Origin of the sequence: Sphingomonas sp. R86520 (assembly GCF_042466285.1) — a bacterium.
Taxonomy (GTDB): domain Bacteria; phylum Pseudomonadota; class Alphaproteobacteria; order Sphingomonadales; family Sphingomonadaceae; genus Sphingomonas.
This window is the reverse complement of record NZ_JAXHBZ010000001.1, coordinates 17,645-35,960: the sequence shown is the minus strand read 5'-3', so window position 1 is coordinate 35,960 and position 18,316 is coordinate 17,645. Positions and strand designations below refer to the sequence as shown.

Here is an 18,316-nt window from a genome sequence, read left to right as displayed (position 1 = left end):
TTGTGGATGTGGGTCATCAGTACTGGTACGCCCCATAAGTGAACGGTGCCGACGTCAGGTCCGTCCAGAGCTGTGTGTTGGCGCCAAGGACCGACAGCTTCAGGCTGTTCGTCTGCGTCGTGATCGAAAACACGTCGCCGGCAGTGCTGGCTTCGTTGCTGACCTGGATCGTGATGACGCCGGCCGAATTGAACGCCGTAATCCGCCGCATCTGCACGCCAACGCCGGGTTGCTCGCCGAAGATGTAGCCGTACAGGACCGTACTGACCGGCAGCGGGATAACGACGCCGGTCGTCTGCGATACGTTCGCCTCGACCAGCACGATGGGCACGCGCTTGAACGGTAGGCCGGCGCTGCCGAGGTGGCTGATTGTGGCGCCGGTAGGCAGGAACTCGGTGTGTAGCGCCCCGGCGATCTCCTCGAACGTGGGCACGCGGATAACCGCGCTTTCGCCGATCGCCATCTGGATATCGACGGCGCGGTTGATGCCCATGCCGGCAGCGGTTTGCGCAGGCGTGCCCTCAGGCCGGACCGCAATGCGCGGAACAAAGGCAGGCTGAACCGCTGCGATTCCCGCTGGAGACTCGACCAGCGATTTTGCCAGCTTACGGAAGGCTGGCGCGATGACCTCATCGACACAGACGCTGTTCCAGTGAACGATCTGCAGCGGGTCGTAATATCGATCCTCGCCGTGCCTCACGACGGCCCGAACGTAATCGAACATCACGTCGAGCAGGACAGCGTTATACGCTGATGCCGCGGTCTGCTGTCGGATGTCCTGCGACACCAATTGCTCTCGCGTCAGGATCTCGACAGGCGTACCGTCGACGTCGATGAACCCGAACGCCTCTGTAAAGCTCGGAGTTAACTCGGTGAACGGATCGATCGCGACCCGCCAGATCGTCACCCGCGTTGGGCCCGCCGTCGTCAAGGCCACTGGGGCGCCAATCACGTAGTCGTAGGCGTTGACCGTGGCGACGTTGTTCAGGACGAGCTGCGCCTTGTTCACCGACACCGAGGCGATGCGGTAATATCCGCCGTTGACGATAGGCGAGAGCAGATCCGGGTTTGCTACCCAGATGATCGCACCCGGATAGAGTGAGCTATCGTCGAACGTGCCTGCATCGGACGTGATCGTGTTGCCGCCAGAGAACGATACGAGCAGATCGCCATCGGGTGCCTGGTCGTTCTTCTGCCCGCGCTGGAAACTGCGTGTCGGATACGACGTCGGCACCGTGTAATTGAGCGCGCGGCCCTGCACTGGCAGCAACGTCACGGGATCCGTACGGGTCTGCTTAGACTTGCCGACGTGCGGCATTGGCGGGATCATGTTGATCACGTCGCAGTTGTGCTCGTCGCACCAAGCGTAGATGGCGGCCATGAATACCGGCACGAGACTGCGCGTCTCGCCGACGTTGAAGTTCTCGGGCGAATAGTCGTTGGTGCCGTAGCAGCCGATAAGGAGATCGGGGCCGTACTCCTCGGCATATTCCCGCGGAGACTTTGGACGGTCGATCGCCGCGTTCCAACCGGAATAGGCCGTTCCGTTGACGCCGAGATTGATGAACTCCCATACGCAGTTACCCTGCGGATCGAGCGCGGCTTTCAACTCACGCAGCGCGATCTCGACGGGGCTGTTGCCGGGCCCAGCCAGCCCTCCATCCTCGTTGAGCATGTTCGACGAGCCGAAGCCTGCAATCTTGATCGGCGTGGTCGAGAAGGCGCGATCGCGGACTGCGCGTGACAGATGCGGTAGCGCAGCTAGGGCAGACTCTGAATGCTGGTCGATTGGGCCCTGAAGTCCCTCGTCTCCTTTATCGCCCTTCGCACCGGGATCACCTTGCGCGCCGGCTGCGATCGGGAACTTGCGACGTGACGCGGGGATGCCTGCGCCAGTTGAGCCAGCATAATAGACGATGCGCCCGGCACGGTTACGCACCCGGACAGAGAAAAGCTCGTCCTCGCCGAACACGTCGGACGGCGTACCGTCTCGCACGATGTACCCGCCCGACGTGCGCAAAGGCTGGGCGGCCGGAATGGTCTTAGCGGCGTCCCAATACAACGGGCTCGGGGTCGCCTCCGGGTTGCCATAGGCAGGCCCAACCCAGACGTAACCGCCCTCTAGCGCCGTCGCGTCAAGGTCGACGAAAACCTGATAGGTGCTGTCAACCATTGCTGCTACGCTCCACGGATGCGATCATTGTTGCGCCCCTTCTGCTGGGGCCTGTTGCTGGCTGTTTTGCCCGTCGATTATCTGGGCGGGTGCAGTGCCTTCCTGCGCGGTTGCTGGGACGGAAGCTCCTTGCGTCAGTCTCCGAAGCCCCGATTGAATCCCAAGGACATCTTGAGCGATGGCCGGCTCAGCCTTGGCGATACGGGTTAGGCGCTCTGCCCAAGCTTGAGAGGCTGCGGGTGTCGGTACGCGTGGAGGACGCGCCAACCATCGAGCGAACCGCGGCGATGCCAGTAAGCGGCCTGCGCCGTAGGTAAGACCAAGAACCTTGCCGACCGAGGCGTACGCTGCGGCGCCTTCCGCCAGCTTGATAGCACCGCCGCCAACCCCGAGCGCAGATGCGCTGTTCGAATGATTATTGAACTTCTGGGCTTGTTTTGCCGACGAGGCCACGCGGGCTAGATCGTTGAGAGCCGCGCGTCCCTCAGCACCGAGCAGACGGTTCTTTGCGGTCTCGCCAATATCGTTCCAGTGTGTCAGAAACGTCGAAAGCGAAAACACCTCGCCCGTCTCGTCCTGATTGCCCTTGGTCGCCTGCCCAAGCCGCTGGACTAGGGACGCGCGAACGATGCCCTGCTCGTTGGCCGGCAATGCATCCAGGAAGCCGACGAACCGGCGGTTATTGCCGCTCATTGCCGACTTCAGCGCGCCGACGATCTGTTCGCCCGACTTCTCGGTATTTTTGCCAAGGATAGGCTCGAGCTCGTCATCGATAACGCGCAGGCGCTCGGACCAAAGGCGATCGGCGCGCCGGTATGCATTGGCTGCGCGATCGAGACCTTGCGATCGCAGGCCATTGACGATGTCGTCGGTCGCGGCGGTAACGACACGATCTGCGACTCGCTGGATGTTGGAACCGCGAAGGCCCGTAGCCTCAAACTGGTCCCGGACAGCCGTCCGCATGTTCCGCAGGCCGCGGATAGTATTCGGCTGCTGCAAAGCGTCGCGAAGGCCTTGGAGGACCGCCAAGCCGGGGCTCGCAACTGGGCTTTCTTCAAGCGGTCCGATCTCTTGATTGAGCACGCGCAACGCGTCGGGCGTATCCACCCGGGCTTGGCCGCCAGCAGATTCCGCGACGTCATAGATCCGCCCGATACGTTGCCCGGTCGTCCGGATGTACTGATCAGCGCCAGCGCGCGCGGCTTCACCTGCGGCCTCCGGATTAGTTGCCATGCCAAGCGAAGCGGCCACGCGATCGCGGACAGCCTGCGAAGTGTCGACGGTAGCTTGTGCAGCCCTGCGTACAGCACCGCCTCCGCCGATCGTCTGCGCGACGCCTGATGTCGCCATCCGCGTTGCTGTACCGCCAACGTCAGCAGGCAAGGGCGTAATACCCTGCCGCTCCATAGCGGCGAGGGTCTGCTGCCCTTCAGTAAGCGCTGGAGCCACGCCACGCGCAGCAGCAGCCCGACGCGCCAGCACTGCACCCCCACCAAGCGACAGCGCACCCGCAGCAGCACCGCCGAAAGCAGCGCCACCAGCCGCGCCGATAGCGCGATCGCCTAGACCGCCTTCAGCCTCACCCGCGCCATAGACGGCACCGATCCCAGCGCCCTCCATGGCCGAACGCATGGCAAAGGTCCGGTTCGCCTGCATCGCGGCAACTTCACGACCCAGCCCCTGCCGGATCGCCGCAACACCAGCCGCGCGCGACGCGGCACGCGCGCCGGCGAACTCGATCCCACCCAAGGGGAGCGAGCCGACCATCTGCCCGGCGAAGCGCGCGACACCGCTGTTCTGCTCGTCGAACAGTTCCTGGCCGCGGCGACGGTCGAGGTTCTGGTCGTAGGTTCCGCCCTGCGTGACGGTATCCGCCAGCGCGCCAGCCTCGTCGAGAAAGCCCAGCGTCAGCGCATTCCCAGCGCCGCGAGCAGCCGCACCCACCGAGCCGTCGCCAGCATCAACAGGCGCTACTTCGGCCTTGTCGTAGCTGACACCGATGCGCTCGGTGCCGCCCTTGCCGTAATAGTCCGCGATTTGCTGTGCGTTTGCGTCAGGCAGCACACCGGCGCCCAGCGTGTCATAATACTGCTTGAGCTGCGCCGCGTTCGGCTTCGTCAGCGAGAATTGGTAAAGCTTCTCCTGCGCCTCGGGCGACAGCTTCGAGACGCCAGCCGCGAGTTGCGGTCCCTCGCCGTTGAACTGCACGCCTCCGCGACTGTCAGGACCGCTTGGCGGAGTTGGACCCGCCGGGGGCTGGCCGCCAGCAGCAACCGCTGCCCCCGTCGTGCCGGATTTAGGATCACCTCCTTTCGCCTCTGTCGCACCGGGAACCGCGAACCCGGACTTCTTCAGAGCCTCATCGATCTGTGGAGCAGCGCCACCGGCGCCGATGCGCGCAGACTGAAGCAGCGTGTTGAGCCGCTTCGTCTTATCCTTGATAACCTCGTCGCTGTCGCCAAGCTGGGGGAAGTAGCTCTTACGGTAACCGGTCAGCTGCTCCTTCGTATACGCCGCGCCCGTGCCGAGTGTCAGCGCTGCGTCAAGGATGTCACCCTGCGCGGCCTCAACTCGCTGGCGGTCACTGCCGGTTAGGCTGTTCGCGATCGCTTCGGGCGCCACGCCACGAACAGCCTCCTGGAACCAGCCAGGTCGCTGCTGATCCGCGGGCACGTCGTTGAGCTGGTCCAGCGATCCCGCAAGACGTGTCGCTAGGAAGGCAGTCTTACGCTCCCCCTCAGATACCTTGCCGCCCGCAGCGCCGGCCGCAGACGAACCCAGCAGCCCCTGAGACGAATAGCTGTCGAGTTCCTTCTGGACCTCTGGCTTCAGCGTTTTCCCGAGCGACTCCGCGCGCGCCTTCGCCGCCTGTAGCAGCTGAATCCGCTCCTTTAGCTGTCCGGTCGCAGCCATTACTGAATCAACGCGTCAAGTTGGGAGTCGCTGAACGCCCCCTTCTTTCCGCCCTTACCGCCGCCAGCTGCCTTGCGATCGGCACGATCCGAAGCACGCTCAGCGCGAGCGCTTGCGGCGTCCCCGCGAGCAATGGCCGCGTTCGTGGCACGCTCGCTGTTCGTCACGCGGCGCTCTTCTAGCTCGGCCCGGCGGTCAGCACGCTCATTGTCAGCCCGCTTGTCGTCGGCCTTACCACCAACGCCGAGCGTCTCCATGACACTTGCCGCATGATCCGACCCGACAAGCCCAGCCATCGCGTACGACAGGTAAGCTGTAGCCTCCTTGGCCTTCCCAGCCTTGATCATGTCGACCGCGGCCTGAGTGTGCGAGGTATCGATGCCGCTGTTCTTAAGTGCCTCGATCCGCTTCTCCAGAGTGGACGCCGCCAGGTCATTGTTGCCAGCGGCTAGCGCGCCAAGGGCACCGAAGCCCGTCCCGATCAGATCCTGCTTCTGCGAGGTCGTGTAGCTGTCGCCTGCCTTCTGAAGTGCAGCGGCCTGCTCGGGATGCTTTAGACCGATATCGCGCAGACGTGTTGGCGTTGGGTCAGCCTTGTACGCTTCGACATCCGCCAGGTATGCGGCGTGCTCCTGCTGGTCGATCGTAAACTTGTCGCGCGCGAGTTGGGCCAGCTTCTCCTGCCGCTGGTTGTCCGCCTCGATGTTCTGCTTCTGCTGACGAAGCTGAAGGCCCTGCACCAACGGGCTGAAGTCCAACCGCGTCTGCATCGAATTGTAATCAATAGGTCCCATGGCCATCGTCAGAACCCCGCAATCGCGCCAGCTGCTTGCAGCATGGTGTTGTAATTGTTCGCCACGACGTTGCCCTTGGCGATCTGCCCACCCGCGATCGCGGCGCCTTGCTGGTTGAGCAGCGAGCCGATGTTATTCGCCGAGTTCATCGCGTTGTTGCCCACGCCCGCCGCGGCGTTCTGCCCCAGCGAGGTCAGCCCGTTCAGGTTCTGCATCTGGTTCTGAATGGTCGTGTTCAGCAGGTCGGCACGAAAGCGCGACAGGCTGTTCTGCGTGTTGCCGCCCCGAAGCCCGCCAGTTGCGGACGCGTTCGCCAGAATCGCTTCCTCGCCCTGCTGGACGCCGCTGGTGTACTGAGGCGAGGACAGGAGCGCGCTGATCGACGTCTGCTGGTCGGCTGTGCCGTTGAGACCAAGCAGCGCCATCTGCTGCGTGAGGGAAGCGGTGCCGGCGTTGACGAATGGTTGCTGAAGGCCACGAGCCTCACCGCGCGCGGCTACTTGCTCGGCGATAGCCTTATCTGCGGCGGTTGCCTGCGTTTGAGCTGCTGCCTGCGCACCTTTGGCGGACTGGTTCGCGCCGGTGATACCACCGAGGACTGAACCAATCGCGTCGCCGATGAAACTCAAGCCCGTTGCTCCGAAACAAGTTCAGGAGCACGACCGGACTGTGCAATACGCGGTGGCTAAGGTATGCCACGGCGATTCGGGTATTGCAATACCCGCGGGAGGATGAATGCTGTTTCTTGCTGTCGCGTTGCAGGTGACGACCACGTGCAATCGTTTATTCGATACGGTCACATGCCGCAGCTATGGCGGGCCAACCGTTCTCGTCACCGAGCCCACGGCGCCGCGCTCAACGAAACGCTACGGACATGATGTGCCGCAAGCCAAGGACCTATACATCGGCTGCGCCCTAGCTGAGAAGGGTGAGGACGTTCCGGTCGGGGTAGACGATGTCGCCCCTTTCAGCGCTGCGAAGTGCCTATTGGTCGCAGGCGTTGCGGTGCAATCGGCTGAAAAACAGGGGGCCAAATGCCTGCCAACTGCTGCCGAAATGCCCCGAGCATACCGGGCGGTGTATGATCTCCTCCCGGCGTCGGCGCGTAACGGCGATGCAATGCAACTAATGGTTGCTGCCGTGGCCTATCGCTGTGGAGAGAAGGGCGCCCCTAACTAACCCTAGCACGACAATGTCAGTCGGCACCCCGCCAACCATGCAAGCCGAGCGCCGCACACCCTCGTCGACAAAGCCTAGACGCCGGCAGTAGTTTGCTGCGGACGGCAACGAGCCGAGCACATAGGCGGTAGCGCGTAACACGTCAGGGGTTGCGAACACCGTATCCAAGAACAGCCTCCCGAGCGCGCGACCGTGCGGGATAGCGGGGCGCAGCATCGCGGCGTGAACCTCGACCTCCCATCGCGTGAACTGAACGGCGATAAACACGCCGACGAGCGAGCCGTCTACGTAGGCGCCGTGGTAGCTGACGAGCGGGTGGTCGATATAACCAGGCTCGCGTCCGTCCTGCGCAAGCTTGGCGTGCACCCACGGGTTACAGAGGATGGCGTTGGTCGCGGCGCTATCCTTGATCGGCTGTACAGACAGCATCAGCTCTTCAGTGATTGGTTCGAGCGCCCATCCACGATCAGCGCCGCGACCCGCGACGTAAGTGCTGCGACCTGGTCCATCAGTGCTTGCACATCAGAGGGGGTGTAGACCGCAGAGGCGGTGCCCCCGGCGTAGGCGGGTAAGGCGCTGCGTGAGGCCCCGCCGCTAGGCGCCGAGAACACGGGGCCCACGTTTTTCGATACCTTCGTGTCCGCGAGGTCATAGGCGTCATCCGCGCGGCCCTGTGCGGCATCCGCCCGCGTACCAGCGTCTTCAGCTTTGCCGTCCGCTGTTTCCGCCGCCTCTTGCGCTCCTGTGGCCTTGCCATCCGCGGCCTCAGCAGCAGCCTGCGCATCGCCGACGTCAGCGGGAGCGAGCTCGTAAACGGCGCGTTGCAAGTCCCCATAAGCCTGAACCGCAGACGGGCTGGATCCAATGCCCGACGCCGCAATCTCGCGATCGGTGAGGAACGTGTACTCGTTGTCTGTGACCCTGCTAACCATTCAAGGGCTCCAGTTGAGCCTCCAAGCGCGCGAAGGCCGCGGCGCCGGTGACCAGCCCGGAGAACCGGTAGCCACGCCAGCGCCTGATCCGCCCACCCCGACGCCAGCCCGGCCGCGTCTCACGTTCGCCGATCGCACCAAGCGATGCCGTCCGCTTCTGGCTCCAGGTTACGCCGTCGTCGGTGTAGCTCATATCGACGAACGTCTCGGTGACGGACCGGCCACCCAGCGGCACCAGCTCCAGGTCATGTACGATCGCACCGGCTCGCCCATTGTAAACCAGTGGCGTGTCGAACTGGAACGCGTACTCGGCACCGAACAGCGTCGGCTCCATCTCGTCGACCACCCCGATCGCGCTGACGGTCCCGCACCACCACTGGTTGTTATAGAACGTGAAGTGCCGCGCGGGGTAGGCAAGCGATAGATCAATCCCGCCCGCCAGCCGCGACCACACGGGAAGGTCGAATTGCTGTGATGCCGTCCAGTGATAGACCCACGATTCGGTCGGAAGGTGGACAAGCAACTCGGTCATGCCTGCGCCATTGCGCGCCTCGAGCTCGACCAGCACCAACTCGCTTTCGGTGAGCGCGGCCAGAGCGTCGTCGAGGCCGCGGGGGCTGATCCGAATGCCCTGCCCCGATCCCGCAAGGTAGATCGCAGGCGACTCATTCCGGCCCGAACCGCAGAACGCGAACGTCTCGACGAACGGCGTGAACCCGTGCGGTCCGACGCATCCTTTCGGTATCTGCCCACCACGCGACCGCGCGAACGGGAAGCCGGTAGAACCTCCGTTGATAAAGACCTCGATCGTGTAGCGGTTCAGCGCATAGACCTGCCCACGCAACGCCAGCACGCCAGTTACCGGGTCCGGGTCCGCTTCCGAGGATCCGTACTTGAGCGGGTCGACCGACGTCGGATCGTTCAGTTCAGTCACGACCAGCGAGGCGCCGTCAGTTGTGATGAAATAGCCATCCTGCCAAGCCATCGAAAGCACCGGCCCAAGGTCGGGATCGGTCACCTGCGTCAGGTTCGTGCCGTCGTAATACCAAAGGTCACCGCCCGATGCGATGCCGAGACGGTCGAAGGACTCTGCAAACGTGACCGGACCGCCAAGCCCGACGTTGCCGACAGCGAGCACATGGCCGGTCGTTGCGACGCGGTATAGGAAGGTCCCCAGCACTCGCAGATGCTCACCCTTGAAGACATAACCGCCGCGGTCCTCGCCCAGCGTGTCAGCCATCTTGCGCAAGCCCGGCGCTACCTTCAGATAGCCTTTGCTGATGCCCGTCCCGGTGCCGTCGCCGCTCTCCGCGATCGGCATTAGGTTGACCGGAAACGAACGCGCGAAATCCGCCGTCGTCTTGGCGTAGATGCCCGACAGGATGGGGATCTGCACCATCAGTACGAGAACCGGCGATAGTATCGCTCACCACCACCATGCGCGACGGACTGCGCGCGCTGTGCTGTCGGGATTGCGAGCGTCTTGGCGGTGGCAAGGTCATACCCGCGCTTGGCGTCTTTGGTGAGGCCAGAACCCGGCGTTTTGCCGAAATCTGCGGCCATCCGGAGCGCGAGGTTCGCGATCACGCCCTGATCCGACCAGCTGGGCGTCGTCATCTCTTCGGCGTCGTTATCGCCATCACTAGGAGTATGACGGAGATCAACGCCGACCGCCGCCCACTCGCCCAGCATCGTATCCAGCGAGTCCCGCGCCTGCGCTCGCTCGTCAGGCGTCACGTCGAACTCGTAGTCGCCCATCGCGAGGCGTCCGAAGGCTCGAGAGAGGATGCTGGCTCTGGTGGTCATATAGCACGGCTCCGCATGAATTGCTGGAGCGGTGCCGGCGCCGCTTTTACTCGACGGTGGTGATATAGCTTAAATGTGGGGTTGTTGGCTAGCCCTTGTCACCATTGCCGATCCAGCACACATTCCCAGCACTCCTTGGAACCAGCATCTGTCACAGTCCCGCAACTGTGACAGCGCCCGCCATCGGGGTTCGCCCGGCGGGTAGACTGCGCGCTCCTCCTTGAGTTGTTAACCTCTCCCACAACCGATGCTAGCCGGCTGAAAATGCGTAGGCACCAAGGAAATGCTCGGATCAAGGCTCACCTCTTTTACCGCCTAATCGGGAAAGATTAATCCCCCGGCGAGCGCCATAACGCGACACGCCAAAGCGGTAAACTCATTTGAAGGATTTACCGTTGGTAAGTGTCTTAACACTTTGTTATTACATGTAGTCCATTAAGAATGCGCGTGTGGCGTTGGCCTCGTCAGCATAGTAAAGGTCGTTTCCGTGGAGGCCGTCGAATATCTCCCCAAGCGCGTTTAGCGCCGCCCAGCCGCCAGTTCGCGCATGGTTGTTGATAAACAGGAGATCATTGGATGCTGCTAATTCGGCCATCACCGCTACAACTTGAGCCTGAGCGTCGGCCGTCGCTAAGCTGAAATCGCTCGGCATACCTGTCATCAACAGGCAGTCGCCGCTCAACTTTGCCTGTGTGATGAGTGCCTGGAGGCTTGTTCGGTAGGTCGCGATAGGGGTTGCGCTTGCTGTGAGCGCCTCGTTAATTGTTAGCGCAATAATTGTCAGGTCCGGCCCAATTACCGACTGCCCCCTAATCGCACCAAAAGTAAACGCTGAACTAGCAAACACCCATAAGCCAGCGGTGGAAGACGACCAACCCGCGCTGACAACATCGACTGCTGGCACGGTGCTATCAAAAGCGATAACACCTGTGATGAACACAAGACCGGAAACACGGGAGAGGTTGAGCGTGTGCGCACCTCGCGTGACCGTGATCGTCGTTTTAATGAACCCGTCTACCCCATCCTGGACAACCGTTTGCAGCACCGCGCCGCCATCTACGGCTGCGGTGAAGGCCCCCAGCCCGGAATTGCGCGGCGAGTATATCTCGATGGTGTCGCTTTGACCCGGAATGGCGAAGTCCATGCTGTTCGTCGTCGTACCGTTGAAGAACATCGGACCGCCGACACCATCAGCAGTCCCGTAAGTCCAACCTGCACCGAAGGTCAGACGCGGATCATAGCCGGTTGCGAAAACACCGTTGCCGCCACTGCCCTTGGTGGTGCCAGTACCCATGAAATTCGTATGGACAGCAAGTAGGCCGGCTTGGGAAATACCCTCAGCCAAACGTACCCCGAAGCTACGAGCGCGAGCGCCGGTAAGCGCGGGAAATCCGCCACTGCCAGCGCCAACGCCGACCTTCGTGCTATCCCCGACAATCAAGATCCGTCCCCGACCTTTACCCGCCCGCACACGTGCCATCGCTCTCCGCCACTTTGGCAATGCGCCTATCCGGGCAACGACGGCCCGTGCCGTGGGGTCAGCGAATCCTACGCCAGAAGCTACGGCAGCATCTACCGAGGTCTGAGTTAATGTACCAACCGCCATGGACTTGCCCGCCAGATAAGCCGGGTAATCGAACGACGCGTCAAGCTGGTTATCCGCCTGCCCCGCGTCGATCAGCGCACGCTCTGCGGCCTGAGTACCAGTGTAAAGCGCGTTGGTCTGCTTGCCATAAGCAGGAACGAGAAGGCGGACGGTCATGCGGCGTTCCTTGCGATATGGGTCATACTGGAGCCCTCACCAGCACGTTGATCCAGACAGGGGTGGTGACGGGGGCTATGATGTTCGTGACAGCGCCCAGCAGGCTGACGACGATCGTCTTGGGCACGCGCTGCACGAGGATCACGACCTGCGTGTTCGTGGCGCTGTTCTCCTCGACGCTGGCGTCATTGCGATAGGTCGCGCCGTTGGGTGTCTCGGCTGTCGTGGTGACCGCGGGCTTGGTCCCAGCAACGTACGGCATCGGGTAGGTGAACACCGCCCGGCCATTGGCATCGGGTGTAACCTGGATCCGCAACGCCTGCTGACGGTTTGCGCTGGTCAGGCCATCGGCGATAGCCGCGTCGGCCTTCGTCATGGCGCTGTCAGCCTTGGCCAAGACCGGCGCGATAGACTGGTCCATCAGCGCCTGGACTTGGCCGATCGTCACACCTGGAGGCGATACGAGCTGGGCGTGCGCAGGCGTTGCAACAAACGCGAGAAGGGCGAGCCAGCGCATTACTGGACCTGCGCCGATGCGAACGCGTAGGCGACCGCGGCTTTTGTCGTGCAGCTCGTGGACGATACGAACGCGGCAAGCCCGTTATAGAATGGGAGGGGCGCGGGGAATGTGTCGCGCAGCCCGGTATTTATCGCGACAGGCATGCACCAGCGGATCAGGGAAGGCGTCAACGCGCCGTCTGCGGGGACCGTCAGGCTATCGTATAGTACGGCGTACCCAGCCGTCGCGCCATTGACGATGTTGACGCTGCTAGCCTGCCCTACGCCGGTCATTACGACGGCTCCAGATGCGGCGCCGCTCGACTGGGTCTGAACGGCGACGGGGCGGGCGGTTTGAGCCGTGGCAGGCGACGCGACCAATGCCAGCGCCAGTAAGATGATATTGCGCATCAGGTGTCCCCCTGCCCCGGTTCTCAACGTGGGTGACGCAGTCGGGGGTATTCCCGCGCCACCCACGTCAAGCTTACAGGCCGCTGATGAGCGACATGTCGTTGGTGTACGCCGGGCCAGCCGACGTCACTTCGCCGATCTCCGAACCCTTGAGGCCGAGGCGCTTCAGCAGCGTCTTGACGTACGGGGTACGATTTTGGCCAGCGCGCTCGAGCTTTAGCAAGCCAGCTGCCATCACGTCGGTGACGGGGCTGTCCTTACCGTTCACGCGCTTGTCGAACGCATCGGGCGCGTCCTCCAACATATACGCATACTGCTGCGACTCGTCCGAGCCGGGCCAGCGATCGACAGCGGGGTCGCCCGGCTGCGCGCCATCGGTCAGAGAGATACGGGCATCCTTGGCGGCGTCCTTCACCGCGTCCAGAGCGCCTTCGTGGCGTGCCTTCTCCGCTTCCGCGTCCGTGACCGTGAGGCCAGCGGGCGCGTTGTCGGCGAGGTTCGTGCCGGTCGTGTCTTTCTTGGTCGTCATCGTGTCCGCTCCTTATGCCTGATTGAACATGACGACGCCGGCCTGGTCGGGCGCGAGAAGCGCCGTGCCGAAGTCGATGTCGACGCGAGCCTTGAGCGACAGGTCGTTGATGTTGCCCTGGCGCGTGTAGGTGATCGGAAGACCGAGAACCGGCGTGGTTGCCTTCATCACCGACCAGCCGTCGCCTGCATCGACCTTGAACGAACCCGGCAGCAGCAGCACCGAGCGACGCGAGAAGAACGGGTTGATCTCCGCGGTCGTGGTGTTGAGCCACGTGATCGTCGCACCGTTTGCAGGCGTGGCGGTCACGTTCTGGTATTCGCGGCCGGCGATCGTCGCACCACCGTTCGAGATGATCGCAGGGGCGATCGTCAGCGTGTTGGTCGACGTGTTGACAGCAATCACGCGGAACGTCTGTAGCTGGCCGGTGTCCTGCTTCGAGATCCGGTGCATCGCATTGACGCCCGCGATCGTGAAGGCATCGCCCTGCTTGACCGAGGCGATTGCAGCAGCAGTCACGACGAGCTGCGAATAGCGGTTGTCGCGGTTGACCTGCTCGCCGTCCGGTTCGGTCGTGAACGCGGCAGGCTCCCAGTACTGGTTGGCGCCGTTGACGGTCGTGGCACCGCCAGCAGCCGCAGCTAGGCGGATGGGCTGGTCGTCGCGATAGACCTCGTAGTTCGCGATATCGATCAGCTTCGTCTTCTCGTAGGCCGAGAGATTGACGCCGTTCATGGTCTGACGGCTGGCGAGGTTGGATGCCATGCCGATCGCGGCGCGCGTGCCGATGAAGGCAACGCGGTCGTCGACCGGAACGCCAATCTCGTCCATCTGCGCCTGGCTGACAGCGAGGTCGTCGAAGCCGGTCGGCGCAACGGTGCGTTTGGTGAAGATCGCGGCCTCGAGCGCGACGCGACGGCGAACCGCGGCGTTCACGTCCGATGCGAGCTTGGCCTTCGCCGAGTCCATCCAGCGCGTCATTGCCCGCTCGTTGCGCAGGTTCTTCGACGACAGCACCTTGGGGCTAGCCTTGTGGAAGCCGACCGATGCCGGCACGACCAGTTCGGTCAGGCCGTCGAAGTTGCTGGTCTGATCGAATCCGTCGTAGCTCGAGCCGATCATCGGCGTGTCGACCCAAACGCGATCGCGCGTGTAGACCATTTCGGCCGGGGTAAGCTCGTCGAACAGCGTCGCGGCCTGCCCGTAAGCAAGCTGATCCTCGAATGCCTTCACCATGTTGGTGAATGCGACGCGCTCTTCCTTGAAAAACGATGAAGCCATGTGGTGATCCCTGAGTAGCGGGGCCGAAGCCCGGTTTCGCCGCTACTCAGACATCACGGTTGTCTGGGGACCGATGGCGCGGGTATCCAGATACCCGAACTATTCGGCCAGTGCAAGCGTTTCCGGTGGCCCCTTCGAGGAGCCCTTCCCACCGGTCTTGGTCGCACGCTCAGCCGCCAGCTCGGCACGCAGCGCGGCGATCTCGTCGTCCTTCGCGGTCGTTGCTGCGGCCATCCCGGTCACAACACCATGCGCGGCCTGCGGGCTGATATCCCAGCCATCAGCAGTCAGCGCCTCGGCCTCGTCGGCGGTCTCGGCGATGATCGTGTCGCACAGCAGCCCGGCGAACTGGTTATCGATCCGCACCTCGCGTGGGCGCCCGTCGTTGTGCGTCGTCAGGACCGTCGTCTCTTCGACATCGGTCATGCGATACATCATCCGGGGGTATGCGGAGAGGTATTCGCTGGACGTGTTCTGCGCGTCCTTGTCGAGCCGCGAGAACTCGGTTTCCATCGCTGCACGAAGCAGCGCCTTTTCGCGTGCGGTCAGATTAGCCACGGCGTTTCATCTCCAAATCACGATCGTACTTGATGAGTGCGGAGTAATCCCCGCTGGTGTCGGCATCGCGTTCCAGGCGTGCGCGGCGGGCGTCTCCCTTAGCAGCGCCGCCAGTGCCGCCCCGCACCGGCTCGATCGGCGTTGTTGCCGGTTTGCGTCGTTCCACCTTGACCTCCTTCGCCATCACGGCTGCTTCTGCGATGAACTCGGCGGGATCGTTGACGAGGGCTTTCAGCTTATCGAGGCTGGCGGCGGACGTGCCGAGATACAGCATCAGGCCCGCACCGTTGCCTCGCGCCGCCTTGATCAGCATCGCCTGCTGCGTTGGATCGAACGTGTCCTCGACCTTAGCGCGCGCCGCATCCTTGCCGGTGACACGTAGAGCGCTCCAGCCGTCCTCGAACGCGCGCTGCTGCGTGTTGAACTTCTCCTGCGCCTGGCGGATCAATTCATCGCGAGCCGTTACTTGAGCATCGGCGTTGCGCTTCTTGTCGATCCACGCCTCGACAGCCTCGCCGTGCGCGTCCTCGTCGTAGTCGAAGTCTTCAAGCTTCGGGCGCGCGCCAACCTCGACGGGCGCAGCGCCAGCGCCTTCAAGCTCACGGACGCGGGCCTTCTGACGCTTCAGTTCCTCGCGAAGATTCCGGATGCCCTCGGGCTCGTCCTCGCCGCGGACATCGTCAGCACCGAACGTGACGACGTCTTCCTCTGCATCGTCGTCCTGGTCATTGCTGTCGTCGTCGAGATCGTCAGGCTCCTGATCGTTATCGTTCGCCTCAGCATCCGCCTCCTGCTCGTCGTCGAGATCCAGATCGGGTGCGTCTTCGGTGAAGTCGTCTTCAAGCTGCGTTGCCATCAACCCGCACCTCCTCAGCCAGTAGGTTCATGAGAAATACAGCGTCTTCAGCACCTAGATCGCCAATAACGTAGCGTAAGATGTCCGAGTGGGTATGATCGGCGTCAAACGTGACGCTATCGCCATCATCACGCACAATCGGCTCTCGCTTAATCTCTGCCATCCGGCGCCTCCGGATGGCCGTGCACGACCCAGCTTACCAATACATCAGCATCTGCAATGAACTGCTTCAGGTTCAACAGCCCTCCAGGGGGTGCGGGCATAGAGGCCAGTTGCTGAAAGGCCCAAATACGGATTTCTTCAACTTGCATTGTCTCTCTCCGGCTGGTTCATCTGTCGTTCGTGCTGCTCGACGCGCATGGATGCATCGACTGCGCCCATCGTGCGGTCGTGCTGGTGCTGTTCGTCGGTGTGCTCGATGTTCGTGGCGCGTTCGACCTCGTCCAAGACCTGCGCACGGTCGTCGCGATCGATCGTGGCGAGTGCGGCCGCGGTCTGCGCCTTGGCCTTCTCGGCGTTGGCTTCGGCGGTGATCCGCTTCGTTTCTGCCTCGATTAGCGCGACCTGCGCCTTGGTCTGCTCAGCCTGGGCGAGCATGAGTTGCGACTGCGCAACGATCATGTTCGGATCCTGCTGCTGACCCGCAGCCTCTGCGGCCTGCTGCAACTGCGCCGCCTCTTCCTCACTCGGCTCGACCCAGCCGCCTTGGAGCCCCTGCTTACGGATGAACGAGCGGTAAGCCTCGGTGCCTTCGCCCTCCATGTTGAGGACAGCGACACCCAGTGCGGCGTCTGCATTCGCGGCGTTGCCATTGGCGGTGTAGGCCGATGCGAGCCCAGTCATCGACTTCACCGTCGCATCCTGGCGCGTCTTGGTCGCAGGGCCGACGTCGACCACGACATCGTACTTGCCCGTCGTCAGGTCATTCACGCGGTGCTCGCCGCCATCATCGGTACGCGGCTCGGCGAGCGTGATGGTGGACTGCTTACCCTCGGCGTCGAGGCTGACCATCTTGCGGCCCTCCTCGACGTAGAGATCGCCGGCCATCGAAAGCCACACGCGCCCGCAATGTGTCAGCGCCAGCGAGAAGTTATCGTGCCAGAGGAAGTCTGTCACATCGCCGCGGTCGTTCACCAGCTGTATTGCAGCGGCCGACGTGTTCGCGGGGACAGTCTCGGGCTGGTCGTTCATCCCCATCAGATCGGGAATGTCGGCGCCGGCCACCTGGATCAGCGCTGCGGTCGCGGGCGAGACCTGAGCGGCGGGCAGCGTTCCCGACATGCCAGCTTGGATGATCGCGCCGTTCTCATCGTAGATCGGCTTCAGCAACAGCACGGCAGGCCGCTTGACCTTACGGCTAGCCCACGCGTCGAGGATCGCGGTATCGACCTGCTCAGGTGCAACGATCGGCGTGTCATCGCTCGGCCCGCTCGCGGACTCGGCAAGGTTGCTGACGACGATGTTGTAAAGCCTGGTCGCATCGATCGCCGGCCGTACCATGCCCTGCGCGCGCTCGATGCCCTGCACATACGAACGCTCGGCATAAAGCGGGATGATCGGGATGAACTTGCCTGGGATCGTCGTCGGGCCTTCGAGACATTCCGCGCCAGTCAGTAGGTAGCGGCGAACGATCTGGCGCTTGATCCGGCGCTGCTTGATCTGCTCGTAGCCCTGCTGCTCAAGCTCGCTCTCCAACGTCGGCTGGTCGTCGCGCTCAGCCTTTAGATCGGCGTCATCGAACGTACGCTCTTCGGGGCGCATGTCATCGGCGAGTACATTGACGCCCTTCATCTGGAAGGTGCGGCGCAGTACCGAGCGGTCTTCAACCTCGAAATACTCAGCCAGCGTCAGGCTATCCGGCTGAATCCAGTCGTAATCATAGTTGCTGACGCCATCGAACGTGGAAGGCGTGGCATCGGGGTACTTCTCTTCGAACGCATCCCGGCTCAGCGTGGTCAGCAGGAACGCGAACCGAGCGTCCGACTTGTCCTGGTGCTTGGCGTCCAGGTCGAAGAACATCGACTGATCCGCATCATAGATCGGCTCGAACCCGATACGCTGATTCTCGTTCGCCTCGTCTTCGTCATCTTCCCAGCGATCACGCAGACGCCAGCCACCCAGCCCGCCGTCAATCGCCTCGTCGAACGCGTTGTCCTGCGCAGACCCGAAGCCACCCGGGCTGTCGAGCATATCGGCGCGGTACAGTCCGTCGAGGTTGTCGGCGCTGGCTCGGTCGCTGTCGTCGCCCTTCGGTTTGAAGTCGACCTGCTTGCGGCTCGAACGGTACTCGCCTTTGACGCGGCGGATCGGGCGCAGAAACTTCGGCACCTCCATGCGGGGCGCGCCGGTGTCGATCGGGTCGCCGTTGTCGTCGACGGTCTCGCCGATCGCGTACTGGCCTTCCCACTGCGCTCCACGGATACGGGCAAAGCGGCGATCAGCCAGGTTCTGCATACGCTCTTCACGCACCACGCCCCAGATCGCGTCGAACCGCTTCATGGCCCGCTCGTGGACCTTCGCGTTACGCTCGCTCGTGGTCTCGCGCTTGGGTGCCGTGGTGTCGTCGGTGTCCGCCATGACCGAACCAATTACGCGCGCGAACCGGTTCGGTCATTTTGTCTTAG

The 18,316-nt window shown here is 62.9% G+C and carries 17 protein-coding genes; all 17 read right to left on the bottom strand.

Translation table 11 applies throughout. The features are described 5' to 3' along the window. Positions 1-16: 16 nt before the first annotated feature. Positions 17-2,173, bottom strand: coding sequence for a hypothetical protein (locus SJY41_RS00240; protein WP_380778085.1), 2,157 nt, complete (start codon positions 2,171-2,173; stop codon positions 17-19). Between the two features lie 24 nt (positions 2,174-2,197). Next, complete coding sequence (locus SJY41_RS00235; protein ID WP_380778084.1) at positions 2,198-5,086, bottom strand: hypothetical protein; 2,889 nt, start codon at positions 5,084-5,086, stop codon at positions 2,198-2,200. Continuing rightward, positions 5,086-5,844, bottom strand: coding sequence for a hypothetical protein (locus SJY41_RS00230; protein ID WP_380778082.1), 759 nt, complete (start codon positions 5,842-5,844; stop codon positions 5,086-5,088). The genes SJY41_RS00235 and SJY41_RS00230 overlap by 1 nt, the downstream gene beginning before the upstream one ends. A gap of 44 nt (positions 5,845-5,888) precedes the next feature. Continuing rightward, positions 5,889-6,509, bottom strand: a complete 621-nt coding sequence (locus SJY41_RS00225; protein ID WP_380778081.1) for a hypothetical protein — start codon at positions 6,507-6,509, stop codon at positions 5,889-5,891. 496 nt (positions 6,510-7,005) lie between these two features. After that, the gene (locus SJY41_RS00220) at positions 7,006-7,488 is read right to left on the bottom strand and encodes a GNAT family N-acetyltransferase (RefSeq protein ID WP_380778079.1); all 483 of its coding nucleotides are present in this window, start codon (positions 7,486-7,488) and stop codon (positions 7,006-7,008) included. Then, positions 7,488-7,991, bottom strand: a complete 504-nt coding sequence (locus SJY41_RS00215) for a hypothetical protein (protein WP_380778077.1) — start codon at positions 7,989-7,991, stop codon at positions 7,488-7,490. The genes SJY41_RS00220 and SJY41_RS00215 overlap by 1 nt, the downstream gene beginning before the upstream one ends. Then, complete coding sequence (locus tag SJY41_RS00210) at positions 7,984-9,390, bottom strand: packaged DNA stabilization protein (RefSeq protein ID WP_380778075.1); 1,407 nt, start codon at positions 9,388-9,390, stop codon at positions 7,984-7,986. The genes SJY41_RS00215 and SJY41_RS00210 overlap by 8 nt, the downstream gene beginning before the upstream one ends. Next, complete coding sequence (locus SJY41_RS00205) at positions 9,390-9,797, bottom strand: packaged DNA stabilization gp4 family protein (RefSeq protein ID WP_380778074.1); 408 nt, start codon at positions 9,795-9,797, stop codon at positions 9,390-9,392. The genes SJY41_RS00210 and SJY41_RS00205 overlap by 1 nt, the downstream gene beginning before the upstream one ends. A 421-nt stretch (positions 9,798-10,218) precedes the next feature. Then, the gene (locus tag SJY41_RS00200; RefSeq protein WP_380778072.1) at positions 10,219-11,559 is read right to left on the bottom strand and encodes a hypothetical protein; all 1,341 of its coding nucleotides are present in this window, start codon (positions 11,557-11,559) and stop codon (positions 10,219-10,221) included. Between the two features lie 22 nt (positions 11,560-11,581). Beyond that, the gene (locus SJY41_RS00195) at positions 11,582-12,076 is read right to left on the bottom strand and encodes a hypothetical protein (RefSeq protein WP_380778071.1); all 495 of its coding nucleotides are present in this window, start codon (positions 12,074-12,076) and stop codon (positions 11,582-11,584) included. After that, on the bottom strand, positions 12,076-12,468 hold the full coding sequence (locus SJY41_RS00190) for a hypothetical protein (RefSeq protein ID WP_380778069.1): 393 nt from the start codon (positions 12,466-12,468) through the stop codon (positions 12,076-12,078). The genes SJY41_RS00195 and SJY41_RS00190 overlap by 1 nt, the downstream gene beginning before the upstream one ends. A 73-nt stretch (positions 12,469-12,541) precedes the next feature. Next, positions 12,542-12,997, bottom strand: coding sequence for a hypothetical protein (locus tag SJY41_RS00185; RefSeq protein ID WP_380778068.1), 456 nt, complete (start codon positions 12,995-12,997; stop codon positions 12,542-12,544). Between the two features lie 12 nt (positions 12,998-13,009). After that, positions 13,010-14,278, bottom strand: coding sequence for a P22 phage major capsid protein family protein (locus SJY41_RS00180; protein WP_380778066.1), 1,269 nt, complete (start codon positions 14,276-14,278; stop codon positions 13,010-13,012). Positions 14,279-14,377: 99 nt separating this feature from the next. After that, complete coding sequence (locus tag SJY41_RS00175; protein ID WP_380778064.1) at positions 14,378-14,836, bottom strand: hypothetical protein; 459 nt, start codon at positions 14,834-14,836, stop codon at positions 14,378-14,380. Then, the gene (locus SJY41_RS00170; RefSeq protein ID WP_380778062.1) at positions 14,829-15,692 is read right to left on the bottom strand and encodes a hypothetical protein; all 864 of its coding nucleotides are present in this window, start codon (positions 15,690-15,692) and stop codon (positions 14,829-14,831) included. Before SJY41_RS00170 ends, SJY41_RS00175 begins: the two co-directional genes overlap by 8 nt. Beyond that, the gene (locus SJY41_RS00165; protein WP_380778060.1) at positions 15,676-15,855 is read right to left on the bottom strand and encodes a hypothetical protein; all 180 of its coding nucleotides are present in this window, start codon (positions 15,853-15,855) and stop codon (positions 15,676-15,678) included. The genes SJY41_RS00170 and SJY41_RS00165 overlap by 17 nt, the downstream gene beginning before the upstream one ends. A 137-nt stretch (positions 15,856-15,992) precedes the next feature. Continuing rightward, positions 15,993-18,269 carry a portal protein gene (locus SJY41_RS00160; RefSeq protein ID WP_380778057.1) on the bottom strand — a complete coding sequence of 759 codons (2,277 nt, stop codon included), beginning with the start codon at positions 18,267-18,269 and terminating at the stop codon, positions 15,993-15,995. Between the last annotated feature and the right edge of the window lie 47 nt (positions 18,270-18,316).

What these genes read in the sequence shown, in the direction of transcription:
- SJY41_RS00170 (WP_380778062.1), bottom strand. Translation starts at nt 15,692, where the DNA reads ATGGCAACGCAGCTTGAAGACGACTTCACCGAAGACGCACCCGATCTG.
- SJY41_RS00160 (WP_380778057.1), bottom strand. Translation starts at nt 18,269, where the DNA reads ATGGCGGACACCGACGACACCACGGCACCCAAGCGCGAGACCACGAGC.
- SJY41_RS00205 (WP_380778074.1), bottom strand. Translation starts at nt 9,797, where the DNA reads ATGACCACCAGAGCCAGCATCCTCTCTCGAGCCTTCGGACGCCTCGCG.
- SJY41_RS00180 (WP_380778066.1), bottom strand. Translation starts at nt 14,278, where the DNA reads ATGGCTTCATCGTTTTTCAAGGAAGAGCGCGTCGCATTCACCAACATG.
- SJY41_RS00235 (WP_380778084.1), bottom strand. Translation starts at nt 5,086, where the DNA reads ATGGCTGCGACCGGACAGCTAAAGGAGCGGATTCAGCTGCTACAGGCG.
- SJY41_RS00240 (WP_380778085.1), bottom strand. Translation starts at nt 2,173, where the DNA reads ATGGTTGACAGCACCTATCAGGTTTTCGTCGACCTTGACGCGACGGCG.
- SJY41_RS00215 (WP_380778077.1), bottom strand. Translation starts at nt 7,991, where the DNA reads ATGGTTAGCAGGGTCACAGACAACGAGTACACGTTCCTCACCGATCGC.
- SJY41_RS00200 (WP_380778072.1), bottom strand. Translation starts at nt 11,559, where the DNA reads ATGACCGTCCGCCTTCTCGTTCCTGCTTATGGCAAGCAGACCAACGCG.
- SJY41_RS00195 (WP_380778071.1), bottom strand. Translation starts at nt 12,076, where the DNA reads ATGCGCTGGCTCGCCCTTCTCGCGTTTGTTGCAACGCCTGCGCACGCC.
- SJY41_RS00220 (WP_380778079.1), bottom strand. Translation starts at nt 7,488, where the DNA reads ATGCTGTCTGTACAGCCGATCAAGGATAGCGCCGCGACCAACGCCATC.
- SJY41_RS00210 (WP_380778075.1), bottom strand. Translation starts at nt 9,390, where the DNA reads ATGGTGCAGATCCCCATCCTGTCGGGCATCTACGCCAAGACGACGGCG.
- SJY41_RS00165 (WP_380778060.1), bottom strand. Translation starts at nt 15,855, where the DNA reads ATGGCAGAGATTAAGCGAGAGCCGATTGTGCGTGATGATGGCGATAGC.
- SJY41_RS00190 (WP_380778069.1), bottom strand. Translation starts at nt 12,468, where the DNA reads ATGCGCAATATCATCTTACTGGCGCTGGCATTGGTCGCGTCGCCTGCC.
- SJY41_RS00185 (WP_380778068.1), bottom strand. Translation starts at nt 12,997, where the DNA reads ATGACGACCAAGAAAGACACGACCGGCACGAACCTCGCCGACAACGCG.